The organism is Halomonas sp. KAO, assembly GCF_015595025.1.
GTDB lineage: Bacteria > Pseudomonadota > Gammaproteobacteria > Pseudomonadales > Halomonadaceae > Halomonas.
On record NZ_JADNRL010000019.1, the window covers coordinates 970,844 to 984,865 of the forward strand.

Below are 14,022 nucleotides of genomic sequence, written 5' to 3' on the forward strand. Positions count from 1 at the left end.
ATCGCTGAACAATTCATCACCTAGTCTATGAAGTTTCCCAAGAGCGGCTTTTCTGCTTCAGCAGCATGCTTCAGGCCACCATGGGGTGACCTCTTCGGCCCGGCAGCCGTGTTATTCGACTGCCAGGCCAGATTCAAGACGCACTGACCCCGTCAGCTCGGCCCTCGCGTCGTGTTGACAGCACCAGGTTCGCCAGGGCAAATAGGCTGAACAACTGCGCCTGGTTCTTGGCCAGCTCCTTGTAGCGAGTCTTCCGATAGCCGAAGAAGTTCTTGATGACGTGAAACGGGTGCTCGATTTTGGCGCGTATGCTGGCCTTAGTTCTCTCGATCTTCAGCAGCAGTTCTTTCATCGGGCTCTCTTCTATCTTCTTGATGCCACCCCGCTTGGCCGCGATACAGCAACGGGAACCCTCAGCGTCCTTCTCCCCACCCAGGCGCTTGCTCATGTAACCGGCATCGGCGTGGACTCGCTTGTCATCATCCCGTACCAGGTGCTCTGCCTGGTGACATCCGCCACGTTGGCCGAAGTGGCAACGACGGTATGCGTCAGCCCGGTCGCTGCATTGACGCCGATGTGGGCCTTCATGCCGAAGTACCATTGGTTGCCCTTTCGGGTCTGTTTCATCTCGGAGCCGCGCTGCTTGGCTTTGTTCTTGGTGGAGGGGGCCGCCGCGACGATCGTGCCCTCGCGCATAAACAGGCCCTGCTCGACTAGGCTGGCCTTGATCTTCTCGAAGATCCGCTGGGTCAGGGTGTGCTTCTCCAGCAAATGACGGAATCGCAGCAGCGTCGTGGCATCTGGCACGCTCTCGATGGCCAGATCGATACCGACGAAGTTGCGCATGGCCTAGCTGTATATAGATGGCATCTTCCAACACCTCATCGACCAGCGCATACCACTGTTGGAGGAAGTAGACGCGCAGCATATGCTCAAGGCCGATGGGGGGGCGTCCCCGCTTCGCCGCCAAGTTCGGGTAGTAGGACGGTGGCAGCGCATCCGTCTGGGCCAGGAACCGCTCACGACGGGTGAGCTTTTTCTTGTCCTGGTGCTCAGTCTGGGCAAACGAGATCTGCTTCATTGGATGGCTCTGTCAGACGGTAGCAGGGAGGTCAGATTCTATCCCGCAGGAGGTGCTCAGGTAGCTCCGGCGGAATTTGTGCAGCGTTTCCTTTACGATCCTGTTCAAAGGTACTATGATGCAGACCATATGACAACGTGCTGATGACCATGAAACGATCCTCATCAAAATTTACCCGAAGCCATCTGCCAATGTATGCGCAACTTGCGGCTTTGCTGCGGCAAAGGATCAGTGCTGGTGAGTGGGACCTAAATGAACGCCTGCCAACGGTGGAGAACCTGATAGCACAATACCAAGTCGCAAGGTCCACGGTTCGTCAGGCTATCGGTATTTTGGAGCATGAAGGCTTGATCTGGCGTAAGCAGGGCAAAGGGACCTACTTAACACAAGGATTCGAGAGTCAACCTTGCCTTCCTCTGGCAACTCAGTGGGGCCGGCTCATGCACATGATAGAAGGAACTACCATGCGCACTTTCAGCACGGGACGTGTAGAAAAACCGTTACTACCCTCGGATGTGTCAAACGAATTTGATAAATGGCAGCGCATTCAGCGCGTTCATAGTAAAGATAATATTCCGTATTGTGTAATAGATCTTTACATAGCGGATAGAATCTACGATCTGGATCCCCTAAGGTTTGAGTCTGAGTTGGCCATGCGAGTCATTTCAGAACTAGATTCCGTTGAGGTCGGTTCGGCTCACCAGACTCTAACTATAAGTGCAGCGAATACGCAACTTGCAGAGCTTTTAGACATAGAATTTGCTTCGCCAGTAGCTGAAGTAAAGCGAGTAGTTGAAGATGCTTTAGGTAGGGTATTTTATTATTCAGAAATCACCTATCGCGGTGACTTCGTTAGGTTTGATATTGACCTTCTCGGTAATAGAGGAAGTGATGTTTGAAGTAGGGTAAAAAGAAAATCCACGCAGTTAAATATTTTAAATATATATGGAGCATGTGATGAAATCTCACAAAATTAAGAAACTGATTTCAGGCTTTACATTGGCTTTGTTGGCTGCTGGCGCACAGGCCGATTATCCTGAGCGAAACATTAATTACTACATTCCTTTCAATCCCGGGGGTGAGTCTGATGTAACGGCTCGCATGCAGGAAGAAGGATTTAAGGAGGCGACAGGGCAAGGGTTCACTTTCCAGTATAAACCTGGAGCTGGTGGCGCCACAGGATTGTCACAGCTAAACCAAATGGCTGATGATGGCTATAATATCATGGGCTTTAACCTACCACACCTTTTTCTTCAGCCAATGTCTGGCGATGTAGGCTATGAAACAGATGATATTGAAGTCGTTTATGTCTTCCAACTGACACCGCATGCATTGATCGTTCCTGCGAGCAGTTCTATCGAGTCATTAGAAGATTTTGTTTCACGTGCGAAAGAAACCCCAGGAGCTTTAACAGTAGCTGGAGTCGGTTCAAATTCAGCGCCTCATATCGCAAAAGAAATATTCGATGATGCTGCGAGTACAACAACTACATATATACCTTTTACAGGCACTTCTGCGTCGACAGCCGCTATGTTAGGGAAACAAGTTGATGCCCAATGGTCCTTTGTAACAGTAGGAGTGGAGCAAGAAGACAACGTCCGCCTGCTTGGTGTGGCTATGGAAGAACGCCACCCGCTATTCCCCGATGTACCTACATTTAAAGAAATGGGTATCGATCTTGTAGACGGAGCATACCGTGGCGTAGCTGTTCCCAAGACCACTCCGGAGGAGATCAAACAGGAACTTTCCTCTCTCTTTGCTGAAATAAACAAGTCACCTAGCTTCCGCCAAACTATGGTGGATAAAGGATACGTTCTAATAGATGTACCCTATTCAGAAGTTCCTGAGTTTATGGAGCGTGTCGGGAGTGATTATAAAGAAGCGGCTCGACTGCTTGGTCTTGTAGAGTAGAAGCTGGCTGCCACCATACTTCGGGGAACCATATGTTTGCATATTTTTTAGATGCGCTTACGCCGTTCAATCTCATGCTAGCTATGTTCGGCGTAACTGCTGGGATCACTATTGGTGCCTTACCTGGTCTGACTGCAACAATGGCGGTTGCCGTATTAACGCCAATGACATTTACCATGCCCCCATCATCAGCGTTAATTGTATTGGCGTCTATATATATGGGAGGGATTTATGGTGGCTGTTTTTCAGCGATTCTAGTAAACACCCCAGGGACACCGTCCTCCATCACGACGACTTTCGATGGGTACCCTATGGCGAAGCGCGGTGATGGAGCACTTGCGCTATCGCTGGCCACCCTCGCTTCTGTTATTGGGGGGGCTATTGGCGTACTATTGCTGCTACTCGTCGCTCCTCCTTTGGCCAGAGCAGCACTTGCTTTCGGTCCTGTAGAGTACTTTTGGCTTGCAGTCCTTGGTCTGACATTAGTTGCCTCTCTATCTGAAGGCAATCTGCTCAAAGGTATTATGGGAGCCTGCTTAGGACTTTTAATATCATTTGTTGGTTCGGCAGTGATGGGAGGGGATCTTCGCTTTACTTTTGGGAGCCCCACTTTAAGTGGTGGCGTTAATATTGTAGTTGCTCTCATAGGACTTTTTTGCATTCCGGTAGTCCTAGATCTGATCTCAACAGCTGAGCCCCATATGGAGATGGATAAAGAGCGCCCTCAAGGATTTCGACTGCGAGAGGCAGTGAAGCTATTGCTCAATGAAAAAATTAATGTTTTCCGTAGTGGAGGCATTGGAGCTTTGGTTGGGGCGCTACCCGCTGCCGGTGGCTCTATTTCGTCTTTGATCGCCTACTCCGAGGCCAGGCGAAGCTCAAAAAAGTCGCATGAATATGGTAAAGGTGCACCGGGGGGGATTGTTGCGGCAGAAGCAGCGAACAATGCAACCGTTGGGGGAGGCTTTATTCCAACTCTAACCTTAGGGATACCGGGCACCCCACCTGACGCAATAATTATGGGGGCGCTTCTGGTGCATGGGGTACAGATTGGCCCCAGCCTGTTCACTGAAAATAGTGAGATCGTTTATACCTTTATTTTTGGGTTGCTCGTCGCAACTATTCTTATGCTTCCTATTGGCCTCTTGTTAGGTAGATATGCGTTTCGTGCATTCATTGCTATACCAAAATCCCTTCTGGTGCCCGGGGTGCTCCTGCTCACGATTCTAGGCACATACGGTATTAATAATAATGTAATTGAAGTGTTTATTATGTTGGCATTGGGTGTTGTTGGCTGGGCTCTTAGTCGTGCAGGCTTTTCTCCTGCACCCATTGTTCTCGGTGTGGTGCTCGGGCAGATAGCAGAACAGGGTTTCGTTCAGGCTTGGCTCATTGGTTCAGCAACTAGTAATCTGTCTGGAATGTTTTTTGGTCGGCCTATATCTCTTGCTATCATCGGCATAATAATATTGTCTCTTGGATATCCTTTACTTGCTACGCAGTTAAAAAAATTCGGGAGGCTAAAAGCTCATGATTGAGACTAAACGTGACTGGCCAGGGCTGATAGTAGCAGTTGTTTTTGTTGGGCTAGGGACTTGGGTTTATAGTGTCTCTAATTCTTTTACTGAATATGCGGCAATATTTCCACGGACTATAGCGATTGTTATGATGCTAGTGTCGGCGGCGAATATGGTCGTTTTAATCTTCGGTAAGGGCAGGCCTAATAGTAAGCCGAATGCTGGTTATCGCCCATTCGGGCTTATAGGGGTTGGTGCGCTCTGGGCTACTTTGATTCCTCTGCTGGGTTTTCTAATAGCTAGCATTTTTGGCTTTCTTGGTGCGATGGTACTTGCAAAATTTAGCCACTGGTCTAATAAGGATTGGGTTAAATTTACTGCTATCGGCACTTTAGTGGTGACAGTTGCATATAGCCTGTTTAAGTATGTGCTGAATGTTCCACTTTAGGGAACCGCTGAACAATTTAGTCATGGGCGCATGAAGCGATCAGTGAGGCCCAAAAACCTTTTCAGTGATCACCTTCTGACCACCTCAGCTGGTTTGCTTTCCTTGGCAGCCGGGGTATCCGGCTGCCAAGCCAGATTCAAGACGCATTGGCCCCCCGATTTCGACAGATAGAGGCGTAATTCATTGATTATACTGGAAATGCCTTTTCATAATTGGCACTACAAGCGCGATGTGGTAGGCGCCGGCAGGCCAATTGCTTCGAAAAGGTCGCGTTGTTCAGGCTTCAGTTTGGTCAAGCCGCTCGCCGTCTCGCGACGGTGCAGCAAGACCTGGTGGAACGGACATCACCGTCGAGTGAGGTACTGCTTTCTGCCCGAATCGTGGTGAGGTCGTAGAAGACGATCGAGAGTTCCTGGTCGATCAGTGGCTTGAGCTGCTGTGCCAGAACGTCATTGAGGGCTTCGCTGCAGTCCGACAGGGTATCCATGGTGCGCAGCAGATGCTGGTGACTGATCGAGGCCGTGTCGACGTCGGGCACCAGTACATCTTCCAGCCAGCGCAGCACCCCGAGCTTGGGTTCCGGATCACATAGCCGATTGAACACCATGACCCGCAGCCGCCGCTTGGCATCGAACTGGCGCTTGCTACGCAAGACACGCCGGAAGGCGTCATCCAGGCCGAGCTCTTTCCAGAGTGACGTCAGCAGCCAGGTATCATCCACGGAGCGCGCCGGCGCGAAGTCGGTCTCGCCGGTGCCTTCCTCGAGCGTCGGCTGGCCGGTGTGAAGTGACGCGCAGCAGGCCATTGATCAGTGCGCAGGACTCCCCGGCGGTGACGGCTTCTAGGCGTCCCACCCGAGTTCGACAGATAGAAGCGTAAACCAATGATTAACCTGGAAACGCCTTTTCAAAATTGGCACTACAAGCGTGATGTGGTAGGCGCCGGCAGGCCAATCGCCTCGAAAAGGTCGCGTTGTTCAGGCTTCAACTTGGTCAGGCCGCTCGCCGTCTCGCGACGGTGAAGCAGGACCTGGTGGAATTGGATCTTGCGGGCGATTTCCAGTGCCCGCGTCGGCGAAAGCTTGTGATCACTGGCCTTCAGCCGCATCCGCAACACCCGGTAAAGCACCAGGGCGAGGAAGCAGATCAGCGCATGCGCGTGGATGCGATCCGGCAATCGGTGGTAAACCGGCGCGATCTCGATATCGCTCTTCAGTACCCGGAAGCCGCGTTCGATATCAGCCAGGGCCCGGTAGCGCTCGACGATTTGCTCTGGCTCATGATCGGCCATGTTGGTGACCAGTATCAGCTTGCCATCCATCATCCTGGCGCGATCAAGGGCCCGTTGATCGAGTACGTAGTTGAACGTCTCGGCGGTCAGGTCGACCTTGAGAATATGGCCGAGGTGAGCGTCAGTGACGGCCTTGTAGAACCTGGCCGTCACGCCGGGATCGGAGAGCTTTCTGCCGCGATAGCGGCGTCCGGCATCCTGGTTATCCAGCTTCTCGAACCACTGGCGCGCATCGGCCTGTAGCGCCTCGATCTTCTGATCGCGCGCGGTTGTCTGAACCTTGGCGACTTCCGGCCGGTGCGCCACGATCAACCGATGACCCTGCCAGGCCATCTCGCCGTAGGCTTCGCGATCGGCGTCCTGGCAATGCGTTTGGTGAAACGTCTTCAACAGGTCATCGAACTCGCCGTAGCGGCGGCCCGGCACGGCCAGGATGAATTCCAGGGGACGACCTCCGATCCGTACGGCGGACAGGGCTTCCAGATTGTCCAGGGAGAGTAGGCCACGGTCGGCGACCAGCACCACACGCCGTACCTTGAAGCGCCGGGTCACGGTCTCAATGGTCGGCAGCAGCGTCTTGGTTTCCGCGACATTGCCATCGAGGACCTCGTGGTGAATAGGCAGGCCTTCTGCCGTCTGGACGACGCCCAACATGAACTGTCGGCCGATGCCGCCCTCCTTTGCAGGCCCGTAATGGCGCACATCACCCTCGAGTGTCGTGCCGCCTTCAGCACGGATCGTGGTGAGGTCGTAGAAGACGATCGACAGCTCCTGATCGATCAGCGGCTTGAGCTGCTGAGCCAATACGTCATTGAGCGCTTCGCTGCACTCCGACAGGGTGTCCATGGTGCGCAGCAGATGCTGATGACGGATCGCGGCCGTATCGACATCGGGCACCAGCACATCCTCCAGCCAGCGCAGTACACCGAGCTTGGATTCGGGGTCGCAGAGGCGGTTGAACACCATGACCCGCAGCAGCCGCTCGGCATCGAACTGCCGCTTGCTGCGCAGCACACGGCGGAAGGCATCGTCCAGGCCAAGTTCTTTCCAGAGCGAGGTCAGCAGCCAAGTGTCGCCGACGGAGCGCGCCGGCGCGAAGTCGGTCTCGCCGGTGCCTTCGTCGAGCGTTGGCTGGCCGGAGACGCGCAGCAGGCCGTTGATCAGCGCGCTGGATTCCCCGGCCGTGACGGCCTCGAGGCGACCCAGTGTCGCGATCACGCGTTGGCGCGACTTGCCGGCCTCGTCGCGGAAAGACTCGACGAGCTTCACGTAGCGACGCGGACCGGATTTGGTGACTTTGACGAACATGTCATCACCATAGACCGGCCATTCCAAGGCCGGCAAGGCTCCAATAGAAAAACGTGTCACTACAAAGGATTCGGCCAAAATTGGCTAAGTGGCTGAATTCTCAGACCACGGGTGCCCATTTCGGGCCTAAATCGGGCTGGAAGTGTCGAACTCGGGGTCCCAGCGTCGCGATCACGCGTTGGCGCGGCTTGCCGGCCTCGTCGCGATATGACTCAACGAGCTTCACGTAGCGGCGCAGACCGAATTTGGTGATTTTGACGAACATGTCACCACGATAGATCCTGAAAACCTTCAGGCTAGGTGGCGTTCCTGGTGAGAGAATCCACCGGCCAACCGCTTCATGGCACCCAGTCGGCGCCCTCGTAAATGAGGCGGGTTAATCAAGCGAAGGCTCATGTTCTCGATGGCTTGTGGGTAATTGAAAGATTTGTGGACCGCTTACCAGTAATTGAACAGCCCCATCGTGGCGAGTTGTGCGGACCAGGTGCTGATCAGTTTATCACCGGGTGTTTTTAGTGACGCCGACACAGTGCCAGCAGCTCCGCCTTGGAGCGTACGCCGAGCTTGGCATAGGCACGCTTGCGGAAGGTGTCGGCGGTGGAGGGGGCGATGTCGAGCTCGGCGGCGGCGGTCTTGAGGGTATGGCCGTGAAGGAGGAGAAGGCAGAGCTCGCGTTCGCGACTCGAGAGTGCCTGGAGGACTTCCGCGTCCTCGTATCGGGCCGGCAGGGCGGCTGGGCGTGCCTGGCGGTAGTGGCGCCGAACCAGGCTGGCGATCAGCGGCGTGAGGGTCTGTATCTCTTCGAGGTCCAGGCGGCTGAAAGGCCCGCGAGCCAGATCCCGGTAGAGGTTGAGATAGTAGACGATCTCAGGTGCCGGAATCACGATGGAGGCCTTGTCGGCCAGGTCAGGGAAGGCGAACAGGTGACTGCGGTAGGCCGGTGACATGTCCTCTGGCATGGAGACCAACTCGGCATTCGCTCGGCCGTCGCCTGTCTGCAGCAGCTGGCGCAGTCGTGGATAGTTGGGGTCCTGGCGAAACAGCCCGCCGGCATACAAGCGGGCGAGCCGCCCGGCCACCTTAGGGTAGCGGCTGTTATCCACCAGCAGGGTCGACATGACGTCGCCACGGGTATAGGCGAAGAGGATGCACTGCTCGACGCCCAGGCTCCCGCGGAGCAGGGCGGTCAGGTGATCGCCGAATGCTGAGTCGCCCAGTTCAGCCACGCAGTCGGCCAGGATCGCCATGAGTGCCGGCCAGTCGGGTGCTCGGTTGTCGGGTAGGCCAGAGGACATGTTGGCTGCTACCTTGGTCGAAGGGGAAGCGTCACATGTCCCCTTTTTATGGGGACATGAGGGGAGGGTAGCACGGGGATACGCTGCGTCCACGTCAGATCATAACAACCCCCAACCCTGCAGGAGGTGTCCATGCGACCCGCCGGACGCTCAGAGACCGATTCGCTCTACTTCGATTACCCGCATTTCCCCTTCGTGCGCCCCCCCGAGCTGGAGGGCGAGGCCGTGCGCCACCAGGTCGCCATCGTTGGTGCCGGCCCCGTGGGGGTGACGGCCGCCCTGGAACTGGCCCGCCACGGTATCGCCTCCGTGGTGCTGGATGACAAGGACACCGTCAACGACGGCTCCCGCGCCATCTGCATTTCCCGACACAGCTTCGAGACCCTGCAGCAGCTTGGCGTCGATGCACCCTTCGAGCAGAAGGGGCTGGGCTGGACCCAGGGGCGCACCTACTTCCGCGATCGTGAGATCTATCGCTTCCGCATGCCGCACTCCGACCAGGAGCGCTACTACCCGATGTACAACCTGCAGCAGCAGTACATCGAGCAGTTCCTGATCGACAAGGCCGCTGAAAGCGAGTTGATCGAGATGCGCTGGCAGAGCCGGCTGACCGGCGTGAGCCAGAGTGACGACGGTGCCACCCTGGAAGTCTCCACGCCGGAGGGGGACTATCGGCTGCAGTGCGACTACCTGCTGGCCGCCGACGGTGGGCGCAGCCGAATTCGTGAGGCCCTTGGGCTCTCCTTGCATGGCCAAGCCTACGAGGGCCGCTATGTGATCGCCGACGTGCGCCTGGAGTCTGCCTTCCCCACCGAGCGGCGCGCCTTCTTCCATTCCCAAGCGATGCCTGATACCACCATCCTGGTCCACAAGCAGCCCGATGACATCTGGCGTATCGACTATCAGCTGGCGCCGGGCGAAGATCCAGAAGAGGCGGTTCTCGAGGAGAAGATCCGCGAGAAGGTCGAGCTGATCGTGCGTGATGTGATGCACGAGGAAGGAGACTGGGAGCTGGAGTGGTGGAGCCTCTACAAGGCCTACACCCTGGCACTGGATGATTATCGCCATGGACGCGTACTGTTCATCGGCGACAGCGCCCACCTAGTGCCGATCTTCGGCGTGCGCGGGCTCAACAACGGCCTGGCGGATGCCGCCAATGCCGGCTGGAAGCTGGCCTGTGTGCTCAAGGGACAGGCGCCGGATCGGCTCCTGGACAGCTACAGCCCGGAGCGGCGCGGCGCGACCCTGGACGTGTTCGCCAATGCCGGCAAGAGTACGCGCTTCATGACCCCGCCGACCCGGGGCCATGCGTTGATGCGCGATGCCGCCCTGGCGCTGGCCTACCACAATGACTACGCCAGTGGCTTCGCCAACCCTCGCCAGGTCACCCCCTATACCTATGCGCAGAGCCCGCTGACCCGGTCCGATGACCCCGCCTTCGATGCCGGCCCCATTCCTGGCGCGCCGCTGATCAATCGCCGCCTGGGTGATAACGACTTTATGCTCGATCACCTGGGCAGCGGCTTCAATCTGCTTCACTTCAGTGAAGAGGGGCGGGTGGAGCCGGCGCTGCAGCAACAGCTGGAGTGCCTCAGGTCACGCGGCATCGATATTACCCTGCTGCGACTCACACGCTCACCGGGCGATGAGCAGACTCTGGTCGATGTGGATGGCAGCCTGTTTGCCGGCTATGGCGCCAGGCCAGGCAGCGCCTATCTGGTTCGTCCCGACCGTCATGTGGTGGCCCGCTGGATATCCCTCGACCCCGCCGAGCTTGACGCCGCCGTGACCACTGCCCTGGGAGGAGAATGATCATGACCGATACCACACTGCCCTTCGCCGACCTCGAGCGGGTCTACGAGCACCTGGCAACCACCCTGGACGAACTGCCGGAAGGCGAGGAGAGTCACTTCCTGGCCCAGCTGGCACTGGCGCTGGCCCATCGGGTGCCGGAAGTCGATCGGGTGATGGCGGCCATCGAGGAGGCTAAAGAAGGTGCCACCATCGACCCCCCGGGTGGGCTCTAGCAGCCTGTCGGACTTTGCCACCTTTCGCCGGTGCTTTCTCGACGAGCTGACTGGCCTGTTCGTTCAGGTTCTTGAAGTGGCCCAGGCGGCCGTGGAATAGTCGCTTATGCATGTTCTTAACCGTGAGAGAATCGACCGCAGATCACCTGGTTCTCGTTGACGATTTGCGGGACCCTACAGCTAGACCACCTAACGTCATAGGAGCGGGATATGCAAACCACAGTCGGAGAATTTCTTTTTACACGGTTGCGTCAGGCTGGAGTGACCGAAGTGATTGGGGTGCCTGGCGATTTCAACCTCAATCTGCTGGAACAACTCGAAGATATGGACGGCATCCGGTTCGTCGGGGTATGCAATGAACTGAATGCTGCCTATGCCGCGGACGGTTATGCTCGGCGCCGCGGAATCGGCGCGTTGATGACAACCTATGGCGTCGGAGAGCTCAGCGCGCTATGCGGTATTGCCGGAGCGAACTCCGAGCACCTGCCGGTTTTCTCGATCAGTGGCGCGCCGCCCTTGTTTGCGACTCAGAACCGATTTCGGCTCCATCATTCGTTGGCGGACGGCAACTTCGACAACATGCTTTTGAGCATGGCGCCGTTCACCGCGACCGCTGTCCATATCGATTCGATAAATGCGGTCGAGGAAATCGACCGGGCACTGCATTTGTGCCTGCGCAAGCAGCGCCCGGTGCATATCCAGGTCCCGTCCGACGTATCGCACCTAAAGATCGAGGCGCCAGACACGCCCTTTGACGTGCGCATGCCGGCCAGCGATCCCGAGCGGCTCGCGGCGGCGCTTGCTCATGTGCAGGATAAACTCGCGTCTGCAAAGCGTCCCGCGATCCTTACCGACATGGACGCAGATCGTCACGACCTGATCGAGGGTCTGCGTATACTCGCTGATCGCGCCAACATCCCGTATGCGCAGTTGCCGACGGCCAAGGCGCTGCTCGATGAGAACAGCCCCTTGTTTCTTGGCACCTACGCGGGTGAGGCCTCTTCCGCCGATGTGCGTGAGCGGATTGAGTCTTCGGATTTTCTCATCACGACATCGCCGCGGTTCATCGAGAGTAATTCTGGTAATTTTACCGCGCAGCTGCCGTTCGAGTCGGTCGTGGATATTCGCAATCACCGCGTGACGGTCGGCCCCGACTACTACGAAGGCGTCGTCGGTTCCGAACTACTCGCGCACCTCGTCGACACCTTTCCTGAGCACTCAGAGACAAACACTCTTGCCGATACATCAACCGCCGTATCGCCCCAGCAGGAGCCGGGCAACGCAAGCGATCCGTTGACCCACTCATGGCTATGGCCGCGCATGGCCCAGTTTCTGCGTCCTGACGACATTGTGATCGCCGAGGCCGGAACGTCGAATATCGGGCTTTCCGGCCAGCGCCTGCCCGCAAACACGGCGTTCGTGGCGTCGAATATCTGGGGTGCTATCGGCTACACGCTCCCCGCGCTGTTCGGCAGCATGCTCGCGGAGCCTAACCGTCGACATCTGCTGTTCATCGGCGACGGTTCGTTCCAGTTCACCGCACAGGAACTGTCGACAATTCTGCGCCACGATCAGCGGCCGATTATCGTGTTGATCGACAACGCCGGTTACACGATCGAACGCTGGATACTCGGGATGGATCGCACCTATAACGATGTCGCCGCCTGGGACTACGGACACCTGCCGAAGATCTTCGACGCGCAGACAACGATGCGTTCATACCACGCATCCACCCATGAAGAACTCGACGATGCGCTCGCGCATATCGAATCTTCCGAGCACGGCGCTTTTCTGGTTCTGCACCTCGACCCGAAAGACGCTCCGGAGGGGTTGAAGACTTTCGGCCCGGCTGTCGCTAATTTCGACTACGGCCCGACGGGACCGCGCAATCCATGATGCCCGCAGACCACGACTGACCGCCTCCAGGCTTGCAAATACGAGTTGATGTCCAACGCTGAGCGGGTGCGAAAAGTGCACCAGTTCGTGGGCATGGCTCGGTTCATGTGTACCCGGACGCCTTACCTATAATAGGTTAGCCACCCTTGCGACCGCATCCACAGCGCCAGCTTGCGTGGAGCGTCATCGGGTATACGGTCGCCCAGGGCGTCTGCGATGACTCGTTCGGCAGGAAGATCGGGCGTCGCTCTTAGCCGCCGCAGCAGTGGGGCCAGGTACACGCCATTGAGGTGCCATAGGCCCAGGGGCTGATCGGGGGTGACGACGACTTCGGCCTCATGAATCTCTCCCTCTGCCACCACCGGTCGTCGTGCGATGTGTACCTGATCGGGAGTGACTTCCCGATGCAAGGGCTCGGCATCCGGCCAGTGGCACCTGGCCTGCCAGAAGGGCTGTTCGGCCCACTGATGTTCCTGGGCATAGAAGTCGCGGCCGATGCGCGCAAAGCGATAGAAGAGCCCGTCTAGGCGTGACTGATGAAACTCACGTGCCAGGGGCTCACGGGAGGGATATCGCAGCAGCGTATTGATTACCGCCGGCGCCTGCAGCGCCGACGACAGTGACTGGAAGATACCGTTGCCGGAGAGCGGATCCACCGCCATGGCGGCGTCTCCCACTCGCAGATAGCGCGATCCGACGCAGCCACCCTGCAGGATCGAGGTGCTGCCTCTTGCCCGGGGTGTGTCGGAGGGCTTCGTGAGGCCTAGGAAGGGTTCGGTCAGTGCCGGGGCTTGTTGGGCCAGGCTGGTCAGTCGGGCGCTCATCCAATCCGCCATGGCGTGCCGAGGCGGCAGGCGTGTGACGGTTGGGTCCAGGGTGATCTGCACATGGCACTCGCCACCGGGGCGTCGCGCCAGCCAGGCCCAGCCGTCGGGTAGGCTGAGGGCCGCCGAGGCGGCTGGGCCGCTTGCACCCTGGAGGCGTTGTAGAAGAGTCACGCTGTTCGGCCCACGCGCTGCTACGGCCCCTGCCCCCGGAGCGGTTCGTCCTCGAGCCTCTACCAGGAAGTCGGCATTGAGACTCGCTCTCCCGCGATGGGTTAACCACGATATCCGATAACCGTTCGCGGTCGGCTGTAGTTCCTTGACCTGGGCGTCGATCACGCTAACCCCCTGGGTCGCGGCGTCCTGAAGTAGGGCCCGGTCGAAGGCCCTGCGCTCCACTAGTCGCTCAACATTGGCGCTACTGG

11 protein-coding genes and 2 pseudogenes are annotated in these 14,022 nt (G+C 57.4%); 7 read left to right on the forward strand and 6 right to left on the reverse strand.

From position 1 onward, the window contains the following. Positions 1–133: 133 nt before the first annotated feature. A pseudogene (locus IOC61_RS10730) lies at positions 134–1,081 on the reverse strand (IS5 family transposase). 149 nt (positions 1,082–1,230) lie between these two features. Here IOC61_RS10730 and IOC61_RS10735 point away from each other — a divergent pair. Genes IOC61_RS10735 through IOC61_RS10750 form a run of 4 tightly spaced genes read left to right on the forward strand, consistent with a single transcriptional unit; the run spans position 1,231 to position 4,957 of the window. Beyond that, on the forward strand, positions 1,231–1,980 hold the full coding sequence (locus tag IOC61_RS10735; protein ID WP_229333022.1) for a GntR family transcriptional regulator: 750 nt from the start codon (positions 1,231–1,233) through the stop codon (positions 1,978–1,980). A 58-nt stretch (positions 1,981–2,038) separates the two neighbouring features. After that, positions 2,039–2,992 carry a tripartite tricarboxylate transporter substrate binding protein gene (locus tag IOC61_RS10740; RefSeq protein WP_195688798.1) on the forward strand — a complete coding sequence of 318 codons (954 nt, stop codon included), beginning with the start codon at positions 2,039–2,041 and terminating at the stop codon, positions 2,990–2,992. Positions 2,993–3,024: 32 nt separating this feature from the next. After that, entirely contained in the window at positions 3,025–4,530 is a 1,506-nt protein-coding gene (locus IOC61_RS10745) for a tripartite tricarboxylate transporter permease (RefSeq protein WP_195688799.1), read from the forward strand. After that, the gene (locus IOC61_RS10750) at positions 4,523–4,957 is read left to right on the forward strand and encodes a tripartite tricarboxylate transporter TctB family protein (RefSeq protein ID WP_195688800.1); all 435 of its coding nucleotides are present in this window, start codon (positions 4,523–4,525) and stop codon (positions 4,955–4,957) included. The genes IOC61_RS10745 and IOC61_RS10750 overlap by 8 nt, the downstream gene beginning before the upstream one ends. Positions 4,958–5,294: 337 nt before the next feature. On the opposite strand, the pseudogene IOC61_RS17945 reads toward IOC61_RS10750, so the two are convergent. The 4 genes and pseudogenes from IOC61_RS17945 to IOC61_RS10770 all read right to left on the reverse strand — a co-directional run. Then, a pseudogene (locus tag IOC61_RS17945) lies at positions 5,295–5,811 on the reverse strand (IS1634 family transposase); the annotation flags it as partial. 64 nt (positions 5,812–5,875) lie between these two features. Continuing rightward, entirely contained in the window at positions 5,876–7,555 is a 1,680-nt protein-coding gene (locus IOC61_RS10760) for an IS1634 family transposase (RefSeq protein WP_195688802.1), read from the reverse strand. A gap of 100 nt (positions 7,556–7,655) precedes the next feature. Then, positions 7,656–7,820 (reverse strand): hypothetical protein, encoded by a 165-nt coding sequence (locus IOC61_RS10765; RefSeq protein ID WP_195688803.1) that lies wholly within the window; start codon positions 7,818–7,820, stop codon positions 7,656–7,658. A gap of 247 nt (positions 7,821–8,067) precedes the next feature. Beyond that, on the reverse strand, positions 8,068–8,850 hold the full coding sequence (locus IOC61_RS10770) for a helix-turn-helix transcriptional regulator (RefSeq protein WP_195688804.1): 783 nt from the start codon (positions 8,848–8,850) through the stop codon (positions 8,068–8,070). Positions 8,851–8,982: 132 nt separating this feature from the next. Between IOC61_RS10770 and IOC61_RS10775 the strand changes: the two genes are divergently transcribed. From IOC61_RS10775 to IOC61_RS10785, 3 genes are all read left to right on the forward strand, one after another. Further along, a complete protein-coding gene (locus IOC61_RS10775) occupies positions 8,983–10,662 on the forward strand; it encodes an FAD-dependent monooxygenase (RefSeq protein WP_195688805.1) in 1,680 nt (559 codons plus the stop codon). 2 nt (positions 10,663–10,664) lie between these two features. After that, the gene (locus IOC61_RS10780) at positions 10,665–10,877 is read left to right on the forward strand and encodes a hypothetical protein (RefSeq protein WP_195688806.1); all 213 of its coding nucleotides are present in this window, start codon (positions 10,665–10,667) and stop codon (positions 10,875–10,877) included. A gap of 210 nt (positions 10,878–11,087) precedes the next feature. Next, positions 11,088–12,773, forward strand: coding sequence for an alpha-keto acid decarboxylase family protein (locus tag IOC61_RS10785; RefSeq protein WP_195688807.1), 1,686 nt, complete (start codon positions 11,088–11,090; stop codon positions 12,771–12,773). Positions 12,774–12,895: 122 nt separating this feature from the next. Here IOC61_RS10785 and IOC61_RS17650 read toward each other — a convergent pair whose 3' ends face one another. Beyond that, the gene (locus IOC61_RS17650) at positions 12,896–13,771 is read right to left on the reverse strand and encodes an NAD(P)/FAD-dependent oxidoreductase (RefSeq protein ID WP_229333023.1); all 876 of its coding nucleotides are present in this window, start codon (positions 13,769–13,771) and stop codon (positions 12,896–12,898) included. Positions 13,772–14,022: the final 251 nt, after the last annotated feature.

What these genes read in the sequence shown, in the direction of transcription:
- IOC61_RS10735 (WP_229333022.1), top strand. Translation starts at nt 1,231, where the DNA reads ATGAAACGATCCTCATCAAAATTTACCCGAAGCCATCTGCCAATGTAT.
- IOC61_RS10740 (WP_195688798.1), top strand. Translation starts at nt 2,039, where the DNA reads ATGAAATCTCACAAAATTAAGAAACTGATTTCAGGCTTTACATTGGCT.
- IOC61_RS10745 (WP_195688799.1), top strand. Translation starts at nt 3,025, where the DNA reads ATGTTTGCATATTTTTTAGATGCGCTTACGCCGTTCAATCTCATGCTA.
- IOC61_RS10750 (WP_195688800.1), top strand. Translation starts at nt 4,523, where the DNA reads ATGATTGAGACTAAACGTGACTGGCCAGGGCTGATAGTAGCAGTTGTT.
- IOC61_RS10760 (WP_195688802.1), bottom strand. Translation starts at nt 7,555, where the DNA reads ATGTTCGTCAAAGTCACCAAATCCGGTCCGCGTCGCTACGTGAAGCTC.
- IOC61_RS10765 (WP_195688803.1), bottom strand. Translation starts at nt 7,820, where the DNA reads ATGTTCGTCAAAATCACCAAATTCGGTCTGCGCCGCTACGTGAAGCTC.
- IOC61_RS10770 (WP_195688804.1), bottom strand. Translation starts at nt 8,850, where the DNA reads ATGTCCTCTGGCCTACCCGACAACCGAGCACCCGACTGGCCGGCACTC.
- IOC61_RS10775 (WP_195688805.1), top strand. Translation starts at nt 8,983, where the DNA reads ATGCGACCCGCCGGACGCTCAGAGACCGATTCGCTCTACTTCGATTAC.
- IOC61_RS10780 (WP_195688806.1), top strand. Translation starts at nt 10,665, where the DNA reads ATGACCGATACCACACTGCCCTTCGCCGACCTCGAGCGGGTCTACGAG.
- IOC61_RS10785 (WP_195688807.1), top strand. Translation starts at nt 11,088, where the DNA reads ATGCAAACCACAGTCGGAGAATTTCTTTTTACACGGTTGCGTCAGGCT.